This is a genomic window from Microbacterium aquimaris (genome assembly GCF_039531285.1).
GTDB classification, from domain to species: domain Bacteria; phylum Actinomycetota; class Actinomycetes; order Actinomycetales; family Microbacteriaceae; genus Microbacterium; species Microbacterium aquimaris.
Window position 1 is genome coordinate 559856 of sequence record NZ_BAAAPT010000001.1, and the last position, 17923, is coordinate 577778.

Genomic DNA, 17923 nt, shown 5'->3' on the forward strand with positions numbered 1-17923 from the left:
GGCGGTGGTCAGCCGCGCAACTCGACGAGCGCGGTCGTGGCCCGCGCCGTCTCGGCCTCGAAGCGCGAAGTGGAGTCCGCGGGGAGGTCGGAGCCTTCCCGCACGGCCGTCTCGAAGGTGACCACCAGGCGCGCGAGATCCATCAGGCCGAGTGATCCGGAGCTGCCGACGAGCTTGTGCAGCAGGCCCGCGAACTCGTCGGTGTCCATGCGCCCGGCCAACCCCTCGCGTGCCTGATCGCACTGTCCTTCGAACTTCTCGATGAGCCCGACAAGTCGGGCGGGTTCGAACTCGAGTAGCATCTCGCGGTACTCGGGGTCGATGACGGTGGTGGAGTCGGATTCCACGCGTTCCTCCTCGGGTCGTGGGTCGGTGGCGGGCGCGGACACCTCGCGCCGCGTTGTCACGGGCGTCGTCCTCGGACGGCGTGCGACCTCATCCAGTGTGCCGACCAGTTCCTCCGTGCGGAACGGCTTGCCCAGGACGCCGTCGGCACCGGCCTCGCGGGCGTCGCGCAGCACGTCGTCGGCGACGCTGGCGGTCAGCGCGATGATCGGAACGTCACCGTGGGGGCTCTCGAGGTCGCGCACGCGTCGCGTGGCCTCGATGCCGTCCATCTCAGGCATATGCACATCCATCAAGATGACGTCCCAGCGCTCTTGCCGTGCCGCGGCGAGCGCGGCGGCGCCGTCGCCGACGACGACGACCTCGTGGCCGAGCTTCTGCAGGACCAGGGACGATGTCTTCTGGTTGATCTCGTTGTCCTCCGCGAGCAGCACGCGCATCCCCCGGGCGGTCGCACCCGCCGCGGGGGCCTGCCCCGTCTCACGCGAGCCGAGCGCCTCCAGCAGCGCACGGCGCAGCGTCGGGCGGATCACGGGCTTGTTCAAGACACCGGCGAACATGTCGCGCTCCTCGGGCTCGAGCGAAGCGCCGAGACTCGACAGGAGGACGAAGGGCACGTGCTCCCAGCCGGCGACGCGTCGGATGCGGCGGCCGAGCTCGACGCCGTCCATGTCGGGGAGCACCATGTCGAGGACGACGACATCGGGAACGCGCATGCGCGCGATCCGTGTGAGCAGTTCGACCGCATCGGCCGCCGTCTCACTGGCGACGCCGAGCCGATCGAGTTGCGCGCCGGTGATCTCGAGGTTCGCGGGGTTGTCGTCGACGACGAGGGCGCGCCGTCCCACCAGTACCTCGTCATCTCCCGCCGCGGAGGTGACCGGCGACTCCGCGCGTTCGACGGGAAGCATGAGCGTGAACTCCGAGCCGACGCCGACCTCGCTGTCCACGGTGATGTCGCCGCCCATGGCGTCCGACAGCGCCTTGCTGATCGACAGCCCGAGCCCGGTTCCGCCGTACAGTCGCGTGGTCGAGGAATTGACCTGGCTGAAGGAGCGGAACAGCCGGTCCCGTCGATCCTCGGGGATGCCGATCCCCGTGTCACGCACGGCGATCGCCACGGCGCCCTCGCCGACCGCACGTGCCGACACCGTCACCGACCCCTCCTCGGTGAACTTCACGGCGTTCGCGATGAGGTTCACGAGGATCTGACCGGTGCGGGTCTGATCGCCGACGACGCCGTCGGGCACATCGGCACCGATGTCGCACAGCAGCTCGACGCCCTTGCCGTCGGCCGCGAAGGCCAACAGCTCGACAGCGTGCTCGACGGTGGCGTGGAGGCTGAAGGGTCGACGTTCGAGGACGAGCCCGTCGGATTCGATCTTGGAGAAGTCGAGGATGTCGTTGATCAGGTCCAGCAGCATGTCGCCGCTGCGGCGCACCGTCTCGACGTAGTCCCGCTGCGTGCGATCGAGCGGAGTGTCCAACAGCAGGCCCGTCATGCCGACCACCGCGTTCATGGGCGTGCGGATCTCGTGGCTCATGGTGGCCAGGAACGCCGCTTTCGCGTCGGCGGCGGCCTTGGTCTCACGGTTGGCGATCTCGAGCTTGGCGTTCATCTCGACGGTCTCGCGCCGCAGGCGGTCGAGGGTGCGGACGGTCACGACGAAGCGGGCGGCCCCGAGGAGCAGAGCCAAGGTCGCGCACAGCACCGCGACCGTCGGCACCGGCACCAGAGCCGCGGCGACGACCACGCCGAGCGCCGCGAACAGGAAGATGTACGGAAGCCACGCGACGATCGCCGAGCGCGGCGTCTTCGTCGGCGCCGGCTTCGACGCCCATACCCCCCGCGCGATCAGCAGGACCGCGATCGGCCACAACGCGTTCACCATCCACCCGATCTCCTCGGGGAGCAACGATGAGGTCGGCGGCACCCCCTCGGCGGGCGCACCCGCCGGCGGAGCCCCCGCGGGTAGCGGTGTGGCGCCGGCGTCGAGCAACGCGGAGAGCACCGTCGCGGCGGCGATGAGGGTGATGCCGCCTCCGACCAGCCAGAAGGCGCTCGTCGGAGCGCGGCCGAGCGCGGTGAGCGCACCGACAAGTGCGCCGAGCGCGAGCAGGGGCCCGCCCACCTCGGCGAGCACCATGAGGTCGTCGCCGCGGATGCCCGGGAACGGTCGCAGCACGAGGAGCGAGCTGAGCGCCGCCAACCCGAGGGTCGTGATGAGGGCGTCGAGGACGAGGGCGAGCGAACGGCGGGACGTCCGACGCCGCGCGAGGGTCGCCGCCCCCGCGACGAACAGGACGACGAACGCGGTATTCAGAACCATCCGGAGCGGGTCGAGTCCGGGGTCCTGCAGAAGCGCGACGCCCCGCGCCGACACGAGCGAGGCCACCGCGGCGGCCATCAGCCACCACACGAGCCCCTCGCGCCCGCCGCGCACGGCGCGGATCAGAAGCAGACACAAGACGCCGACCTCGACGACGGCGAACAGCGCCAGCCCGGCGGTCGGATTCTCCGGGAGCGCGACGGTCACGGCCACGCCGAGCGCCCACGCCACGGCGAGCGCGACGAAGGTCGCCGCGATCGGGCGCGGCATCCGTTCGGTCACGGTGTGGGACAAGTGGCCTCCGCCGACGGTTTCGACGCGTCACCTGACGGCGACCCGCATGATTCGCATAGTATCGGCCCAAGACGAGCAAGGCGGGTGCCGATTGTCACAGCAGAACGATGACGCAGAGCGGGCGGCGACGGCATCGAGGCCGCTTCGCATCGGATTCGTGACCGCGTTCCCCCCGGGGAAGAACAGTCTGAACGAGTACGGATTCCACTTCGTGTCGCACCTGTCGCGGCACGAGTCCGTGGGTGAGGTCATCGTGTTCGCCGACGAGACGCCCGAAGGCCCGCCCGCGCCGTTGCCCGGTGTGACCGCCGTGGTGTCGTGGCGGTTCAACGCCATGTCCAATCTCTTCCGCCTGTGTCGGGCGGTGCGGCGGGAGAAGCCCGACGCCGTGCTGTTCAACCTCCAGTTCGCCACGTTCGCAGACACGAAGGTGGCCGGCGGGCTCGGACTACTCGCTCCGGCCCTCACGCGCCTTCTGCGCACCCCGACCGGGGTCATCCTGCACAACCTCGCCGACAACGTCGACATGCAGGATGCGGGCTTCGCGGGCTCCGCCGTCATGGCGCGCGTGATGAAGCTGGCCGGACGAGCCCTGACGCGGGCCCTGCTGCTGGCGAACTACGTCGCCCTCACGATCCCGCGGTACGTCGAGTTCGTCCGCTCGTCGTACAAGGCCCGGAACGTGCTGCTCTCACCGCACGGCAGCTTCGAGGAGATCGCGGTGCCCTCGTTCGCCGTGCCCGACGGGCCACGCACGATCTTGGCCTTCGGCAAGTGGGGCACATACAAAACGGTCGATGTGCTCATCGACGCGTACCGGATGCTTCGCGAACGCGGCGGGGACGACCTGCGTCTGGTGATCGCCGGTACCGACAGCCCCAACGCGAAGGGCTACCTGGCGTCGGTCGCCGAGGCGAACCCCGACCTCGAGGGGTTGGAGTTCACCGGCTATGTCGCCGAGGAGGACGTCGCGCGCATCTTCGGCGGCGCCGCGGTGGTCGCGTTCCCCTACACCTCGACCACCGGCAGCTCCGGCGTGCTGCACCAGGCCGGTGAGTACGGTCGCGCCGCCGTGCTCCCCCGCATCGGCGACCTCGTCGACATCATCGAGGAGGAGGGCTTCGCCGGGGAGTATTTCGAGCCCGGTGACCCCGAGAGCCTCGCCGCCGCCCTGTCGTCCGTGCTCGACGACGAATCGCGCCGCGACGCACTCGGGCGACAGAACTTCGCCGCCGCCACCGGCATCCCGATGTCGGAGGTCGTCCACTGGCACGTCATCCACCTGCAGCGGATCCTGGCGCGAAGGTCCTCGTGACGGCCGAGCGGCGAGGTACCGACGGCACCCGGGCGATCGTGTCCGGCGCCACGATGCTGTCCGTCGCGATGCTGCTGGCCAACATCGGCAACTACGCCCTCAACATCTTCCTCGGCCGCGTGCTCACGCCGGCCGAGTTCTCCGACGCAAACCTCATGGTCACCCTCATGCTGACGGCGACGGCGATCGCCCTCGGGCTCGAGATGGTGACGGCGCGGTACACCAGCGTGGCGGAGGCGACGGGCAACCCCGGCGCCGCCGACCGTGTCGCCCGATCGTTGCGATGGTGGACCACCGGCGCGGGTGTCGCGGCGGCCCTCGCCCTCATCGCCCCCGCGCAGGCCTGGTCCGACCTGTTCCAGACCGAGTCGGCGTGGCCGTTCGTGATCCTCGGGCTCGGATTGCCGTTCTATCTGCAGCAGGCGATCGGGCGCGGCGTCATGCAGGGACGCCTCCGGTTCGGGATGCTCGCGAGCACCTTCGTGATCGAGATGCTCACCCGCCTGGGCGTGGCCGTGGGCCTGGTCGCCGCCGGTTGGGGGGTCAACGGGGCCACCATCGGGTTGTCGGTGTCGTTCGTGGTCACCTGGCTGTCGGTGACCCTTCTGGCCCGTTCCAGCGGAACCTCGCCGGCACCGGCGATCCCGATGCGCCAGGTCGGGCGCTACGGCGCCTTCGTCTCGGTGCTGCTACTGGCCCAGATGATCGCCAACAACAGCGACGTCCTGATCTCCAAGGCCGCGCTGACCCCCACCGACGCCGGCGTCTACGCCGCCGTCGCCCTGGTGGGCCGCGCCGTGTTCTACCTCTCTTGGTCGGTGGCGACGGTCGTCTTCCCGGTGGTCGCACGACGGCACGCGGGCGGTGACGAGTCGACCGGTCTCCTGCGGGCCAGCATCGTCGTCATCAGCGGCATGGGATTGCTGTGCGCCGCCGGTGCACTTTGGCTGGGCGGACCGGTGCTGGGGATCGTCATCGGCGAGGCCTACGCCGGACTGTCGGTCCCGTTGGCCGCCTACGCCGTGGCGACCACCCTTTTCGCGGTCGCGAACCTGGTGGCGAGTGTGGCCCTGTCGAAGGGGACACTGCGCCCGTCCGTGTTCGTCCTCGCCGGAGCCGTCCTGCAATTGCTTCTCCTGCTGATCTGGAACGACGACATCGCGCAGCTCATCCTGACCCAGATCGTCGCCATGGCCACGCTCGTCGCGGCGATGGGGGTCGACGCCGCGGTCCGTCGTCCGAGACCCGCCGGCACCGACGAGGGAGGCGCCATATGACCGAACCGCTGGACCGCTACCACGCGTATAAGGCCTGGGTGAACACCCCGATCGAGGGTGTGCCCGAGGTGTCGGTGGTCATCCCCGCCTACAACGAAGAGATCCGCATCCTGCCGACCATCGGGGCGATCGCGACGCATATGAGCGCGAGCGGCCGACCGTGGGAGCTCATCGTCGCCGACGACGGCTCCACCGACGACACGGTGCGCCTGGTGGGCGACCTGGGGTTTGCGAATCTGCGCGTCCTGGTGGCCGAACGCAACGGGGGCAAGGGGAGCGCGGTGCGCCGCGGGATGCTCGCCGCGCGCGGCGACCTCGTCCTGTTCGCCGACGCCGACCAGTCCACCCCGATCGAGCAGTTCGAGATGCTCGAGGCGAAGACCGCCGAGGGGTTCGACGTCGTGGTCGGGTCGCGGAAGGCGGAAGGCGCAGAAGTACGCCACAAGAGCAGGCTCCGACGCGTGCTCAGCTGGGGCCTGCACACTCTGGTGCGGATCGTCTTCGGGATCACGGTGCTCGACACCCAGTGCGGATTCAAGCTGTTCACCCGTGACGCCGCACAGGAGCTGTTCACGACACAGCGGGTCGACGGGTTCTCGTTCGACCTCGAAGTGCTGTATCTCGCCGGCAAGCGTCACCTGCGCGTGGCCGAGGTGCCGGTGGAATGGATCGACGCCCCCGGGTCGACCGTGAGCGCGATCGCCGTGAGCCTACTGTTCCTGCGTGACCTCGTCGCGATCAAATGGCGAGACCTGCGCGGCCAATACGCGACACCCCGCAGGCACCCAGACAAGGAGGAGGGACGATGAGGATCACGATCGACTCGCCGGGAGGATCGGCTCGTGTCGAGCTGGCGGGGCGGTTCGACGCCAACGAGGTGGCGGAGTTCCGCGCCTGCGTCGAAGGCCTCGTCCGCACGGACGCCACCGTCACCATCGACTTGGAGCAGGTGGTGTTCATCGACTCCACGGCGCTGGCTGAGCTCATCCGGCTGAACAAGCAGGCCACCGGGGCCGGAGGGTCGCTCGTCCTCTCCCGACCCTCACCGCCGGTGCGCGTCATCCTGGAGATCACCCAGCTGGACATGGTCTTCACCATCACCTCCGGCGAAGCCGGCGACGGCCCATGACCGCCGCGGACGATCGACGCAGGCGGGTCTCCCGCTGGCTGCGAGCGCCGGATGAGCCCCCGCCCGACGCCGAGCTCGACCTCGGCCCCCTGGGGGACTTCGCCGACATCGCGTCGGCCGATCCGGCGCTGTTGCGGAGCATCGCGACCGCGTCGAAGGCCTACCGACGCCAGTTCGCCCAGATCCGGGCACTCAGTGAGGCACAGGTGCAATCGCACGAACGCCTGGCGGCGATCGGCGAGCTGACCGATCTGATCGTGGAGGTGCTCGACGCCCCCGCCGTGTTCGACGACATGCTCGAGACGGCCCGCACCCTCACCGGCTCCGACATGACGCTGCTGGTCACCGCGCCGACGGTGCTCGACGGCGGCGAGCGCACCCGGGGCGGCGCCGAGGGTCTCGACCACCTCGCCCGGGCACGGGTCCGAGCGCGCGCCCGGGTGACCGACGACGAAGACCTCACCGTCGACGAAGGAAGCCGGCTGGTCACCGCACCCGTGGCGACACGGGGCGACGAGGGCACCCGCCTCGGCGCGCTGGGCTTTGTCCGCTCCGGAGGCGACGCCTATTCCACGGCCGATATACAGCTGATCGACACCGTCGCGGCGATGCTCGAGCTCGGACTGTCGATGCACGTCATGCACCAGGCGTCCGTCCGACGTGCCGCCCTCGAGCAGGAACACCGGATCGCGTCGCAGATCGCCCAGGCGACGCTGGCGGCGAGCCCGGCCACCGTACCGGGGGTCGAGCTCGTCGCACGGAGTGTCCCCGCGCACGTGTCAGGCGGGGACTTCCACGTGAGCGTCGCCGCCCCCGATGTACTGTGGTTCGCCGCCGGTGACGTGTCCGGGAAGGGACTGCCGGCGGCGATCGTCATGTCGCGCGCGGTCGGCGCCCTCCGCGCGGCGTTCGCCGGCGGTTCCCCCGACGACCTCCCCGCCGTCTGGCGGCACCTCGAAGAGGAGCTTTTCGACTATCTCGACCAGCTCGGGATGTTCGTCACGCTCGCCTTCGGCTACGTCCGAGCCGACGACCGCACCGCCGTGATCTACAACGCGGGACACTCCCCCGTCGTGGAGGTCGCGGCGAGCGTGCGCATGGTGCCGGCGACCGCCCCGCCCCTCGGCGTCATCCGGGGTCGCGCACCGGAGCCGTCGCGGATCCCGCTGACGCACGACACCACGCTCATCGTCGCCTCCGACGGGCTGGCCGAGCAGGAGGAGCCCGCCGGAGAGCTGTTCGGCTACGACCGCTTCTGCGCGCTGTGCCTCGATGTCGCACGCCTGTCGATGCCGGAGATGGTCGATGAGATGTTCGCCCGCGTCGAGGCGTTCGCCGCGGGAACGGCGCGCTCGGACGATCAGACCGTCTTCGCCCTACGTGCCGGAGCCTCCGATGAAGCGGGATGAGCTCCACTACGATCGGGATTCCAGGCGCCGACAGCGACGCTCCGGCGTCGCACGACACGAGGAGACACGCGATGGTCGACGGCCATGACGAGGTGACCTCCCCGGGCGGTGACCTGCGGATCACGACCCGACCCCTGGGGGTGGCGGGAACCCGGCTGATGTTGACCGGACGTGTGGATGCGGTGACGGCGACCACCCTGCGGGAGTGCGTGGCCTCGCTCGAGCTGGAGAGCGCCGCGCGCCTGCGCATCGACCTGCGGCAGGTCGACTTCCTCGACAGCGCCGGACTGGCCGCACTCGTCCAGGCGCACCGCCGGTGCGGCGCGACCGGAACCCCCATCGACTTCGTCGCCCCCCGGGGATCGGCACCCTGGCGCGTGTTCGATCTGACCCGGTTCGACGAGATCTTCGACTTCGTCACCGAAGACGAGGCCGACCGGTGACCGGCGAAGCGCTCATCGTCGACGACGACCCGGTCTCGCGCGCGGTCTTGGCGCACCTGGTCGCGAAGAACGGCTACGACGTCCACGAGGCCGACGGCCCGGAGCACGCCCGCGAACTCCTCGACGACGACGCCTTCGACGTCGTGTTCAGCGACTACCGCATGCCCGACGAGGACGGGCTGACCCTCTTCCGTTCGCTGTCGGGTCGCGTGCCCAAGCCCCGGTTCGTGCTGGTCTCGGGGGTGGTCGATCTGCCGAGCGCCGACCCCGCCGAACTGGGCGTGGACGCGGTGCTCCCCAAGCCCGTCATGACCAAGGCGGTGGCCGAATGCTTGGAGGCCCTGGGGCTGCCGCACGCCACGCCGTGACCGATGTCGCGACCTCGCCCCCGCCTCGGCACACGACGTCGCCGAGGGTGGTCCCGCGGCCGCGTAGCGGACTGACGTACTTCGTCCTGCGCCACCGGCTTCTGCTGATCGCGCTGGTCCTGGTGGTCTTCTTCCACGGGGCGCTCCTGATCTCGGGCAGCTACCAGCGCACGTACGACGCGTACGTCCACATCTTCTTCGGCGATCACTACGCGCGCTCGTGGTTCTCCAGCTGGGACGACAGGTGGTACACCGGATTCTCGACCGTGAGCTATCCGCCCGGCGCCCACCAGACGATCGCGGCGTTGAGCGGCGTGTTCGGACTGTTGGGCGGGTTCGTTGTCGCGCAGCTGGGCGCGCTGGTCATCCTCACCATCGGGGTCTATCGGTCCTCGAAGATCTGGGTGGGGCATCGCGCCGCCGGATGGGCCGCCATCATCCTCGTCCTGTCCTCGTCGATCGCCGAGACCGTCCACGTCTTCGGGCAGCTCCCCACCACCTTCTCGCTCGGATTCCTGCTGAACGCGCTGCCGTTCGCTGACCGCTGGGTACGCACCGGCTCGCGCCGCGCGCTCCTGTCGGGGGTGGTCTGTGTCATGGCCACCACGGCGGGCCACCACGTGACCACCCTCTTCGGGTCGGTGTTCTTCATCGGACCGGTCCTCATCGCGGCGATGATGCGGGAGCTCCGTCGACCGCGTGCGGATGAGACCGGAGCGCACACGGTCCGTTTCACCCGCGACACCGCATGGCCCTTGATCGCCCGGCGCCTCCGACGCGTGTGGCCCGCCTTCGTCCGGACCGCCGTGTTCACCGTGCTCGTGGTCATGGTGCTCCTGGTGGTCGTGCTGCCCTACTGGTTGCACTCGCGCACCGACCCGATCACACAGGTGTCCATCCCGCATGCCAGCCGTGACAGCTTCATCGTCAACGTCAATGCCGGCCTGGTGTTCTGGCTCGTCCCGTGGGGATTGCTGCTCCTGGTGCTGCCGTATGCGTTGGTCCGCGGCTTCACCACCCGGGCCTGGCCGCAGGCAGCCTCGCTGGCCGCGCTGACGCTGCTGGGCACCGGCGGCACCACCTTCATCCCCCGCGCGATCCTGGGTGGGGCGTACGACATCCTCACCCTCGACCGGTTCACCTTCTGGGCGACGATCGTCATCCTGCCTTTCGCCGGCGCCATGGTCGTCAGCGCCACCCGTGGACGCATCGGCGCATGGATGAAGGCACGTCTCGGACGCGCGGTGAGCATGGTGGTCCTCGGTGTCGTGACCGTGTCGTTCTTGGTGTTCACCCTGTTCGCCGCGAACCTCACCCACTTCCGGCCGTTCCAGCCCGATGCGATCGACATCGATCCGATCGTGTCCTTCATCGAGAAGGACCAGCACGACAACTGGCGGTACCTCACGCTCGGCTTCGGCGATCAGGTCGCGTGGCTGTCGGCCAACACGACCGCGCAGATGGTCGACGGCAACTACCACTCCGCGAGAGACCTACCCGAGCTGACCACGCGACCGGTGGAACGCATCGAGGGCTCGAAGTACTCCGGCGTGCCGGGGATTGGAAGCCTGCAGCAGTTCCTGGCCACCCCGGAGCGGTACTCGTTGAAGTACGTGTTCAACAACGATGATTTCTACGCGCCGCTCCTCTCAGCCAGCGGATGGACGAACCTCGGACCGCTCGAGAACGGGATCGACGTGTGGGAGCGCGCCGACGTCGAGCCCCTCCCGGCCACCACGCTCTCGCAGGAGAAGCCCCTGTGGCAGCGCCTCATGTGGGGGATCATCCCGCCCACCGCGCTGGTCTGCGCGATCGTCGTGCTGGTGTGGAATCTGTTCGGCGCCCCGATCCCCCGCCGCTGGCGGGGGTACCGACCCGGACAGCACGGATGGCTTGCGCCCGTCAACGTGCCCGCCCGCATGGGGCGACGGTTCGATGCCATGCTCGCCCGCGCGGCCGCGCGTGTGCCGGACGAGGACCCGGCCGGGGGTCCACGTCGATGGATGCCGCGGCCGCCGTTGCGTCGCACACTGTCCCGCATCACGGCCGCACGGCCGACCTCGCGGAGGACGCAGGCGATCGTCGGCGTGGTCATCGTCAGCACACTCGTCGCGGTGGCCGTGGTCGCCCTCCGCCCCGAAGCCGAGTCTCCGGGAGACGTCGTCGCCGACTACTACGACGATCTCGATTTCCGGCGCTTCTCGGACGCGTACGCCTTGCTCGACCCGCAGACGGCCCCCACGTTCGAGCAGTATCAGGCGGATCTGAGCAGCGACGGCGGGCTCGTGGCCTCGTACGCCAAGCTGATCGACATCGTCGTGGTCGAAGATCATATCGACGACGACCGCGCCGCCGTGACGGCGACGTTGACCTTCCTCACCTCACTGCAGACCTACGAGGTGACCACCGTGCTCCCGACGGTGCTCACCGAGTCCGGGTGGCGCATCCAGTTGCCGGCGAGCGACCCCACCACCTCCCCGGATCAATTCGCCAGTCGGCCGGACGTGGGCTTCGTCTCGCAGGGAAGGCGCGACGTGTCGTCCGAGGTGACGAGCCTGCTCGACGTCGTCGACCGCCCCGAGCTGCTGGTCGATCAGGTGCGCACCGTGCAGATCGACGGCCGGTGGATCGTCATCGGCCAGGTGACCAACACGGACGTCACACCCGCGGACGTCACCGTGCAGGCGCAGTTGCGTGATCCCGACGACGACCTGCTGGTCGAATGGGACGCCGCCCAGGTGATGGTGCACAAGCTGCTCCCGGGCGAGTCGACGCCGTTCCGCATCGAGTTCCAGAACATCGCCGGCACCGGTGACTACGGCTTCGAAGCCGACGGCGGCGTTCTCGGAACGAACGACGACTACAGCGTCGTCGACGCCGAAGCGGACGAGCCGGAAGATCTGACCGCCCCGGTCGAGTTCGACCCGCAGGCGATCACCCCGCTCGCTCTGGCGCCCGGCGACGTCGTAGACGCGGTCCAGGTGTACGCCCGAGCCGTCGTGACCGACGCCCCCATCCCCACCGGACTGCAGGTGCAGGGGCTCCGGGTGGAAGTCAACGAGGACGGCGAATTCCGTCTGCGCGGGACGGTGCGCAACGACGGCGTCGTCGAGGCGGCGGTGCCGCATCTGCTCTTCTCGTACCTCGACGCCTCCGGTGACCTCGCCTGGGTCAACCACGCCTACCTCGAGAACAGCGTCGCGGCGCAGTCCACCGCCGACTTCGACGTGCCCATCCCGACGGATCTGGTGTTGGATCAGCCCGATGTCCAGACCTCCGCGTACGGCGGCCCCTCCCACAATCAGCCCGACACCTCGTGGGCGGACGCGATCCCGCTCCCCGACGGCACGGGCTTCTCGTCGGTGTCGGTGACCCTCACCAGCTTCATGCGGACCGGAGGCGGATGATGACCGGCCGGATGCTCCCCCGCCTGATCGGCATCGTCTGCCTGAGCGGCCTCGTCGTGTTCGGCACCGCCGGCGCGACGCTCGACGCCGCCGGCGAACCGGGAGGACTGACCGTCCTCGCCCCCGAACAGGTCACAGCCGGGGAGGCGGCGACCGTGACCGTGACCGGGGCGGGAGAACGCGTCGAGGTGACGGTGGCCGGTTCACTCGGCACCACGACATTCCCGCGGGAGACGGCGGGAGGCACCGTCGCCGTGGAGATCCCGGCCAAACTCACCCGCATCGCCGGCCTGACGACCATCTTCGCGGTCTCCGACGGGGAGGTCGCGGTCGAAGAGGTGCGGATCGTCCCCGGCGAGGTCGCGTCGGTGCAGACCATCGTCGGTGCACGCTCGATCGTGGCCGACGCCGACGACGTCGCGATGGCGGTGGCCCTTCCCGTCGACATCTGGGGGAACGCCGTCGCGGACGGGACCTCCATCGACTTCTTCCGCGTCCACCCCGACGGCGAGTCCGAGACGACCCCCCGAGAGGTCGACGACCTCCTGGCCTTCACCGACCTGTTCTCCGGGACGGTCGCGGGGCGCAACGCCGTGTGGTCGCGCCTCGCCGACGTGCAGAGCATCACCGCCGACCTGGACGAGGTGGCCGGCCCGCCGCTGCCCTTCTCCCTCGGCCTCGCCGAGCCCGAGGGTTCCTCCCACGTCGCCGACGGCCGTGCGCTCCTGCACGTGCGCACCGGCCCGCTCGCCGATGCGTTCGGCAACGTCCTCGCCGACGGGACCGCGGTCGACTTCCGCTGGGAGGGCCCCGACGGCAGTGGGTCGGCGCGAGCGCTGACGATCGCCGGACAGGCGGAGACCTGGATCCAGTCCCCGGCGCGTCCGGGAACCGTCACGATCGCGGCGCGGTCGAAAGGCGTGGAAGCCGCCTCAACCCTGACCGTGGCCACCACGGCGGCGCTCGAGACCTTCCCGGCGCAGGCGTCGTTGCAGGGCGGAATCCTCACGGTGCATGTCGGCCCGGCGAGGGCCGAGGACGGTGCGCTACTGCCCGACGGCGCCGTCGTGACCGTATCGGCGGGTGACATCGAGGGCGAGGGGTTCCTCGAAGACGGCGAGGCGGTTCTCACGCTCGCTGTCGGCGACCTCGACCCGGCGCAGGTCCGGGTCGACCTCCTCGGGGCGGCCGTCTCGGTCGCGGTCGAGCAGGAGGCGAGCTCATGACCTCCCTCACCACCGCGAAACGGTCCATCGCGCTGGCCCTGCTGGCCACGCTCGTCGTGGTCGGGGTCCTCGTGGTCGGTCAGGTCGGCGCGATCATCCAGCTGTTCACCTCCGGTGCCGACACCGAGGACGCGCTGCACGAGGTGGATGCCGTGCCCACCCTCGCGGACGAGCTGGTCACGTGGGAGCCCGACGCGTGGACGCGGGAGCGGGAACTCGAACCGGCCACCCGGGTGGAGCTGGAGTCGGCGTACGTGCGCGCCTGGGCGGCGATGGGAGTGCACCAGAGCACCGGCGACGTCGACGCCGTCGAGGACACCTTCACCGGAGGTGCGCGGGAGAACGTCCTCGCCGTCCCCCCCGAGACGGATACCGCGCTGTGGACCACCGGTCATCGGCTCACGCTGACCTTCTACTCACGGGACGGTTCGATCGCTGCGTTCGACGATGCCGGCGCGCGGGTCGTGCGTGAGGTCTCGACGGATGCGGGTACGACGATCTTCGACACCGTCGAACCGTACGCGGCGGTCATGGTGCTCGAAGACGGGTACTGGCGCATCGACCAGTTGCGGCGTGAAGGACAGACCGCGTCCGTCGTGACCACGCGGACCCCCGACGGCGCCGTCTCCCTCGTCGGCCTCGATGTCGACTCCGCGGCCGCGGCGCCCGGCGCTCGTGCGGTCACCTATCCGGCCGCACTGTGGACCGACCCGGGCACCGACATCGCCGGCGAGATCGACGACGCCGTCGCCTTGGGCGCCGAACGGGTCCGCGTCGCCCTTCCGGAGGTGACCGCCGAGACCCTCGACGCCGGTCCGCTCGCACGACTCGAGGAGGTCGCCACGGCGATCGTCGACCGGGGACTCCAGCTCGACCTGGTTCTTCTCGACCAACAGTCGGCGATCGATCCGGGATCCTGGCCCATCCTCGACGCGGTGATCCGAGACGCTCTCGAGACCGTCGGCGGGCGTGCCCGCGTCGTCGACCTCATGGACGGGGTCGACGGCGACGACCTCTCCCCGGTCCGCGCCGCGGTGCTGGCGCACGTGGCCGGGACGGTCGCGGAGAGCGCCCCGGCCACCCCTCAGACGATCGGATGGGTCGAGGGCACGACCCCGCTGCCCGCGTTGCAGGACGCCATGGGCGAGCTGACCGTGGTCGCGCCCGCCGGTGCCACGGTCTTCTCGGCGGGAGGCGAGGCGCCCTCGAGCGTCGTCCTCGAGCCCGGGTCGACGGTTCCCGGGTGGTCTCCGGTGCCGCACACCGCGCACGCGCAGGCGGTGTCACTGGCCGCCTCGGTCGAAGCCCTCGACGCCACCGGGACGCCGGTCGCGATCGGGGACCTCCGGGATGCCGGCGAGGAGGGAGGCGTCGGCGTCCGTGCCGTGGACGGCACCCCCAAGCCCGCCGCCGCCCTCCTCGCCACCGATGCGGATTTCGAGGCGGTGGGGACGGTGTCGATCGCAGACGTCACCGCGACCCGCTTCTGGCAGGTCTCCGCCGTGGCGGGGGTCGCCGTGGTGGCGGTGTGGGCGGTCATCCTCGAGCGGCGCCACCGCCGGGGTCGCCGCGGGCGCTGACGACGATCCGGCCCCCCACACCCGAAAGCGGTCTACGCTTGCGGCCATGGGGACCGGACTGGAACCTCCCGAGCTGCGCAGGTTCATCGCCCACTCCGAGACGATGGTCTCGCCGAAGTCGATCGCGGCCCTCTACGGTCGCGCGGAGATGTTGGCGCGGATGCCCCGTCGCGTCCAGCAGTGGGTCGTCTCGCACGCACCCGGGGACGACGACATCGGCTTCGTCGTCGAGCCCTACTGCTTCTTCCTGTCGTACGAGATCACCGATCCGGAGGGCGCCGCGAAGCTCCTCCCCTCGCGGTACCGGCTCATCCCGACGGCCATGTTCGCCGACCAGTCCCCTCGTCTGTGCGCGATCGTCGGGGCGTTCAACATCCACACCTCGGTGTTCTGGGGGTCGCGGGTCGAGTTGTACGTCATCGCCGAAGACACCCGGACCGGGATGCTCACGTGGGTGATCTGCGACTACGAGTCGAACACGATCAACTACGGCCCCGGCGAAGGATTCGCGGGGGCCACGACCGAGCGCGCCGTACTGACGACCACGCACCGGGGCGAGGTCGTCATCGACATGCGAAGCGCGGAGCGCCCGAATCGGCTGCAGCTGTCGGCCTCGCTGCCCTCAGGATCCCTGGAACCGCTCGAGCAGCGCCTGTGGATCGAGGGGAATCTCAGCGTGGACTACGGCGGGCGACTCGGATACGAGGGGTCCGAGCCGTTCGGCCTCGTCTTCGACCCCGACGAGATGAGGCAGGCGCTTCGTCTCCCGCGAGAGGCTGTCGCTCTGACCGTCGACACCTTCGGCGCGTCGTTCCGCTCCGCCGACCCGTTCGAGGCGGCGTGCTTCCCCTACGCGCAGCACTTCCTCACCAGCAGCTTCTCGCGGCCATCCGACATCCGCGACCGGCGCGACCTGGAGACCGCGGTGCGCGAGAACTCCGGCTGATCCGGCGCGGGACCGATCACACGTCGCGGAGGAGCTCGGCGCGCACTTGACGACGGAGCACCTTTCCGATCAGCGACCGCGGCAGGTCCTCGACCTGGACGACGCGTCTGGGCACCTTGTACGCCGCGAGACGGGTGCGACAGAAGTCGCGGATGCCCTCGACTTCCAGGTCGACTCCCTCGCGCAGGACGACCGCGGCGGTGACCTCTTCGGTACCATCCGCCCGGGGCATCGCGACCACCGCGGAGGCCTCGATGTCCGGATGCTGCTGGAGCATGTTCTCCACTTCGCTCGGTGCGACGTTGAAACCGCCGGTGATGATCAGTTCCTTGAGGCGGTCGACGACGGTCACGAACCCGTCCGGCGCGACCGAGACGATGTCTCCGGTACGCACCCACGAACCGTCGATGAGCGTGTCGGCGGTCTCGTCCGGGCGCCGCCAGTAACCCCGGAAGACCTGCGGGCCGCGCACCAGCAGCTCCCCCTCCTCGCCGAACGGGAGGTCGACGGTGGGATCCTCGGGATCGACGACCCGGATCTCGGTGCTCGGGAACGGGACCCCGACGGTCCCGGGTCGACGACTGGGCCCGATCGGGTTGCCGAGTGAGACGGGGGAGGTCTCCGTCATCCCGTAGCCCTCGACGAGAAGACCTCCCGTGGCCTCCTCCCAGCGTTCGACCGTCTGCACCGGAAGGCTCATCGCGCCGGAGATCGCGAAGCGGACGGTACGCAGGTCCATCTCGTCGCGCGCGGCGGCTCGCGCGAGCCTGTCGTAGATCGGGGGCACGGCGGGCAGGAACGTCGGCGACGTCGAGGCCGCGGCCTCGGCGACCAGATCGACGTCGAAGGTGGGGAAGAGCACGACACGTGCACCGATACTCATCGCGAACGTGAGGCAGAAGGTCATGCCGTAGGCATGGAAGAGCGGCAGCACGCCGTAGAAGACCTCCTCGCCTTCGCTCAGACCGGGCACCCACGCTCGGCCCTGCATCGCGTTGGCGCGCAGGTTCCGGTGCGTGAGCATCGCGCCCTTGGGCGATCCGGTCGTGCCGCTGGTGTACTGCAGCACCGCGATGTCCTCCAGCCCGGGTCCGGGAACCCGCCGCGAGAGTCGCCCGTGCTCGAGGAGGTCCTTCCACCGGCGCACGCGCTTGGCCTCGGGCGACCGGGTGAGTTGCTCCCGAGCCTTCCGTGCCCGGGGGACGGGAAGTCGCAGTGCGAACCGCTTCGTCCACGGCAACGCGGCCGACACGTCGACGCTGACGGTCTGCTCGGGCCGCACGTCCGAGGGGAAGTCGGCGACGGTGTCGTACACCTTGTCCCACACGATCGCGAAGCGCGCCTCGTGGTCTTCGAACTGGTGCCGCAGTTCCCGCGGCGTGTACAGCGGGTTGTGTTCGACGACGATCGCGCCGAGCCTCAGCACGGCGTAGAACGCGATGACGTGCTGCGGGCAGTTCGGTAGGACGATCGCGACCCGGTCGCCGGCGACGACCCCCAGCCGTCGCAGTCCCTCGGCCGCACGGTCGATCGCGTCCCCGAGGGCACGATAGGAGGTGACCCGGCCGAAGAACTCCAGGGCGGGCCTGCGCCCGAAGGTGCGAACGCTCTCGGCCAACATGTCCGGGAGCGTCTGGGTCACCTCATCGATCTCCTGCGGCACGCCGGGTGCGTAGGCATCGAGCCAGGGCTTCGTCTCGTACGGATTCGGCGTGGTCACGGATCCTCCCTCGTCGCCGGCCATCGGCCTCACCAGGCTACGCCCGGGCACTGTGCGATCGTGCGGACCGGACACCCTCCTCACAAGCGCTCCGCGAACGACGAACGCCCCGTGCGGTCGTCCTTCGACGACGG

13 protein-coding genes are annotated in these 17923 nt (G+C 69.9%); 11 read left to right on the forward strand and 2 right to left on the reverse strand.

Going from position 1 to position 17923, the window contains the following annotated elements; all coding sequences use genetic code 11:
• Positions 1–8: 8 nt before the first annotated feature.
• On the reverse strand, positions 9–2969 hold the full coding sequence (locus tag ABD204_RS02655; protein WP_194423151.1) for a hybrid sensor histidine kinase/response regulator: 2961 nt from the start codon (positions 2967–2969) through the stop codon (positions 9–11).
• Between the two features lie 157 nt (positions 2970–3126).
• Between ABD204_RS02655 and ABD204_RS02660 the strand changes: the two genes are divergently transcribed.
• The 11 genes from ABD204_RS02660 to ABD204_RS02710 all read left to right on the forward strand — a co-directional run bounded on the left by ABD204_RS02660 (position 3127) and on the right by ABD204_RS02710 (position 16069).
• A complete protein-coding gene (locus ABD204_RS02660; protein WP_206697128.1) occupies positions 3127–4284 on the forward strand; it encodes a glycosyltransferase in 1158 nt (385 codons plus the stop codon).
• Positions 4281–5561 (forward strand): oligosaccharide flippase family protein, encoded by a 1281-nt coding sequence (locus tag ABD204_RS02665; RefSeq protein ID WP_194423153.1) that lies wholly within the window; start codon positions 4281–4283, stop codon positions 5559–5561. Before ABD204_RS02660 ends, ABD204_RS02665 begins: the two co-directional genes overlap by 4 nt.
• Positions 5558–6370, forward strand: coding sequence for a dolichyl-phosphate beta-glucosyltransferase (locus tag ABD204_RS02670; protein ID WP_194423154.1), 813 nt, complete (start codon positions 5558–5560; stop codon positions 6368–6370). The genes ABD204_RS02665 and ABD204_RS02670 overlap by 4 nt, the downstream gene beginning before the upstream one ends.
• Entirely contained in the window at positions 6367–6690 is a 324-nt protein-coding gene (locus ABD204_RS02675) for an STAS domain-containing protein (protein ID WP_194423155.1), read from the forward strand. Before ABD204_RS02670 ends, ABD204_RS02675 begins: the two co-directional genes overlap by 4 nt.
• The gene (locus ABD204_RS02680) at positions 6687–8099 is read left to right on the forward strand and encodes a PP2C family protein-serine/threonine phosphatase (protein WP_194423156.1); all 1413 of its coding nucleotides are present in this window, start codon (positions 6687–6689) and stop codon (positions 8097–8099) included. The genes ABD204_RS02675 and ABD204_RS02680 overlap by 4 nt, the downstream gene beginning before the upstream one ends.
• Before the next feature lie 71 nt (positions 8100–8170).
• The gene (locus ABD204_RS02685; protein WP_194423157.1) at positions 8171–8542 is read left to right on the forward strand and encodes an STAS domain-containing protein; all 372 of its coding nucleotides are present in this window, start codon (positions 8171–8173) and stop codon (positions 8540–8542) included.
• Positions 8539–8910 carry a response regulator gene (locus ABD204_RS02690; protein ID WP_194423158.1) on the forward strand — a complete coding sequence of 124 codons (372 nt, stop codon included), beginning with the start codon at positions 8539–8541 and terminating at the stop codon, positions 8908–8910. The genes ABD204_RS02685 and ABD204_RS02690 overlap by 4 nt, the downstream gene beginning before the upstream one ends.
• 47 nt (positions 8911–8957) lie before the next feature.
• On the forward strand, positions 8958–12317 hold the full coding sequence (locus ABD204_RS02695) for a hypothetical protein (RefSeq protein ID WP_194423159.1): 3360 nt from the start codon (positions 8958–8960) through the stop codon (positions 12315–12317).
• Between the two features lie 11 nt (positions 12318–12328).
• The gene (locus tag ABD204_RS02700) at positions 12329–13543 is read left to right on the forward strand and encodes a hypothetical protein (RefSeq protein WP_194423160.1); all 1215 of its coding nucleotides are present in this window, start codon (positions 12329–12331) and stop codon (positions 13541–13543) included.
• Complete coding sequence (locus ABD204_RS02705) at positions 13540–15123, forward strand: hypothetical protein (protein ID WP_194423161.1); 1584 nt, start codon at positions 13540–13542, stop codon at positions 15121–15123. Before ABD204_RS02700 ends, ABD204_RS02705 begins: the two co-directional genes overlap by 4 nt.
• 46 nt (positions 15124–15169) lie before the next feature.
• Positions 15170–16069, forward strand: coding sequence for a hypothetical protein (locus ABD204_RS02710; protein WP_194423162.1), 900 nt, complete (start codon positions 15170–15172; stop codon positions 16067–16069).
• A gap of 16 nt (positions 16070–16085) precedes the next feature.
• On the opposite strand, the gene ABD204_RS02715 is transcribed toward ABD204_RS02710, so the two are convergent.
• Positions 16086–17813: a long-chain-fatty-acid--CoA ligase gene (locus ABD204_RS02715; protein ID WP_194423163.1), complete on the reverse strand. Its 1728-nt coding sequence runs from the start codon at positions 17811–17813 to the stop codon at positions 16086–16088.
• Between the last annotated feature and the right edge of the window lie 110 nt (positions 17814–17923).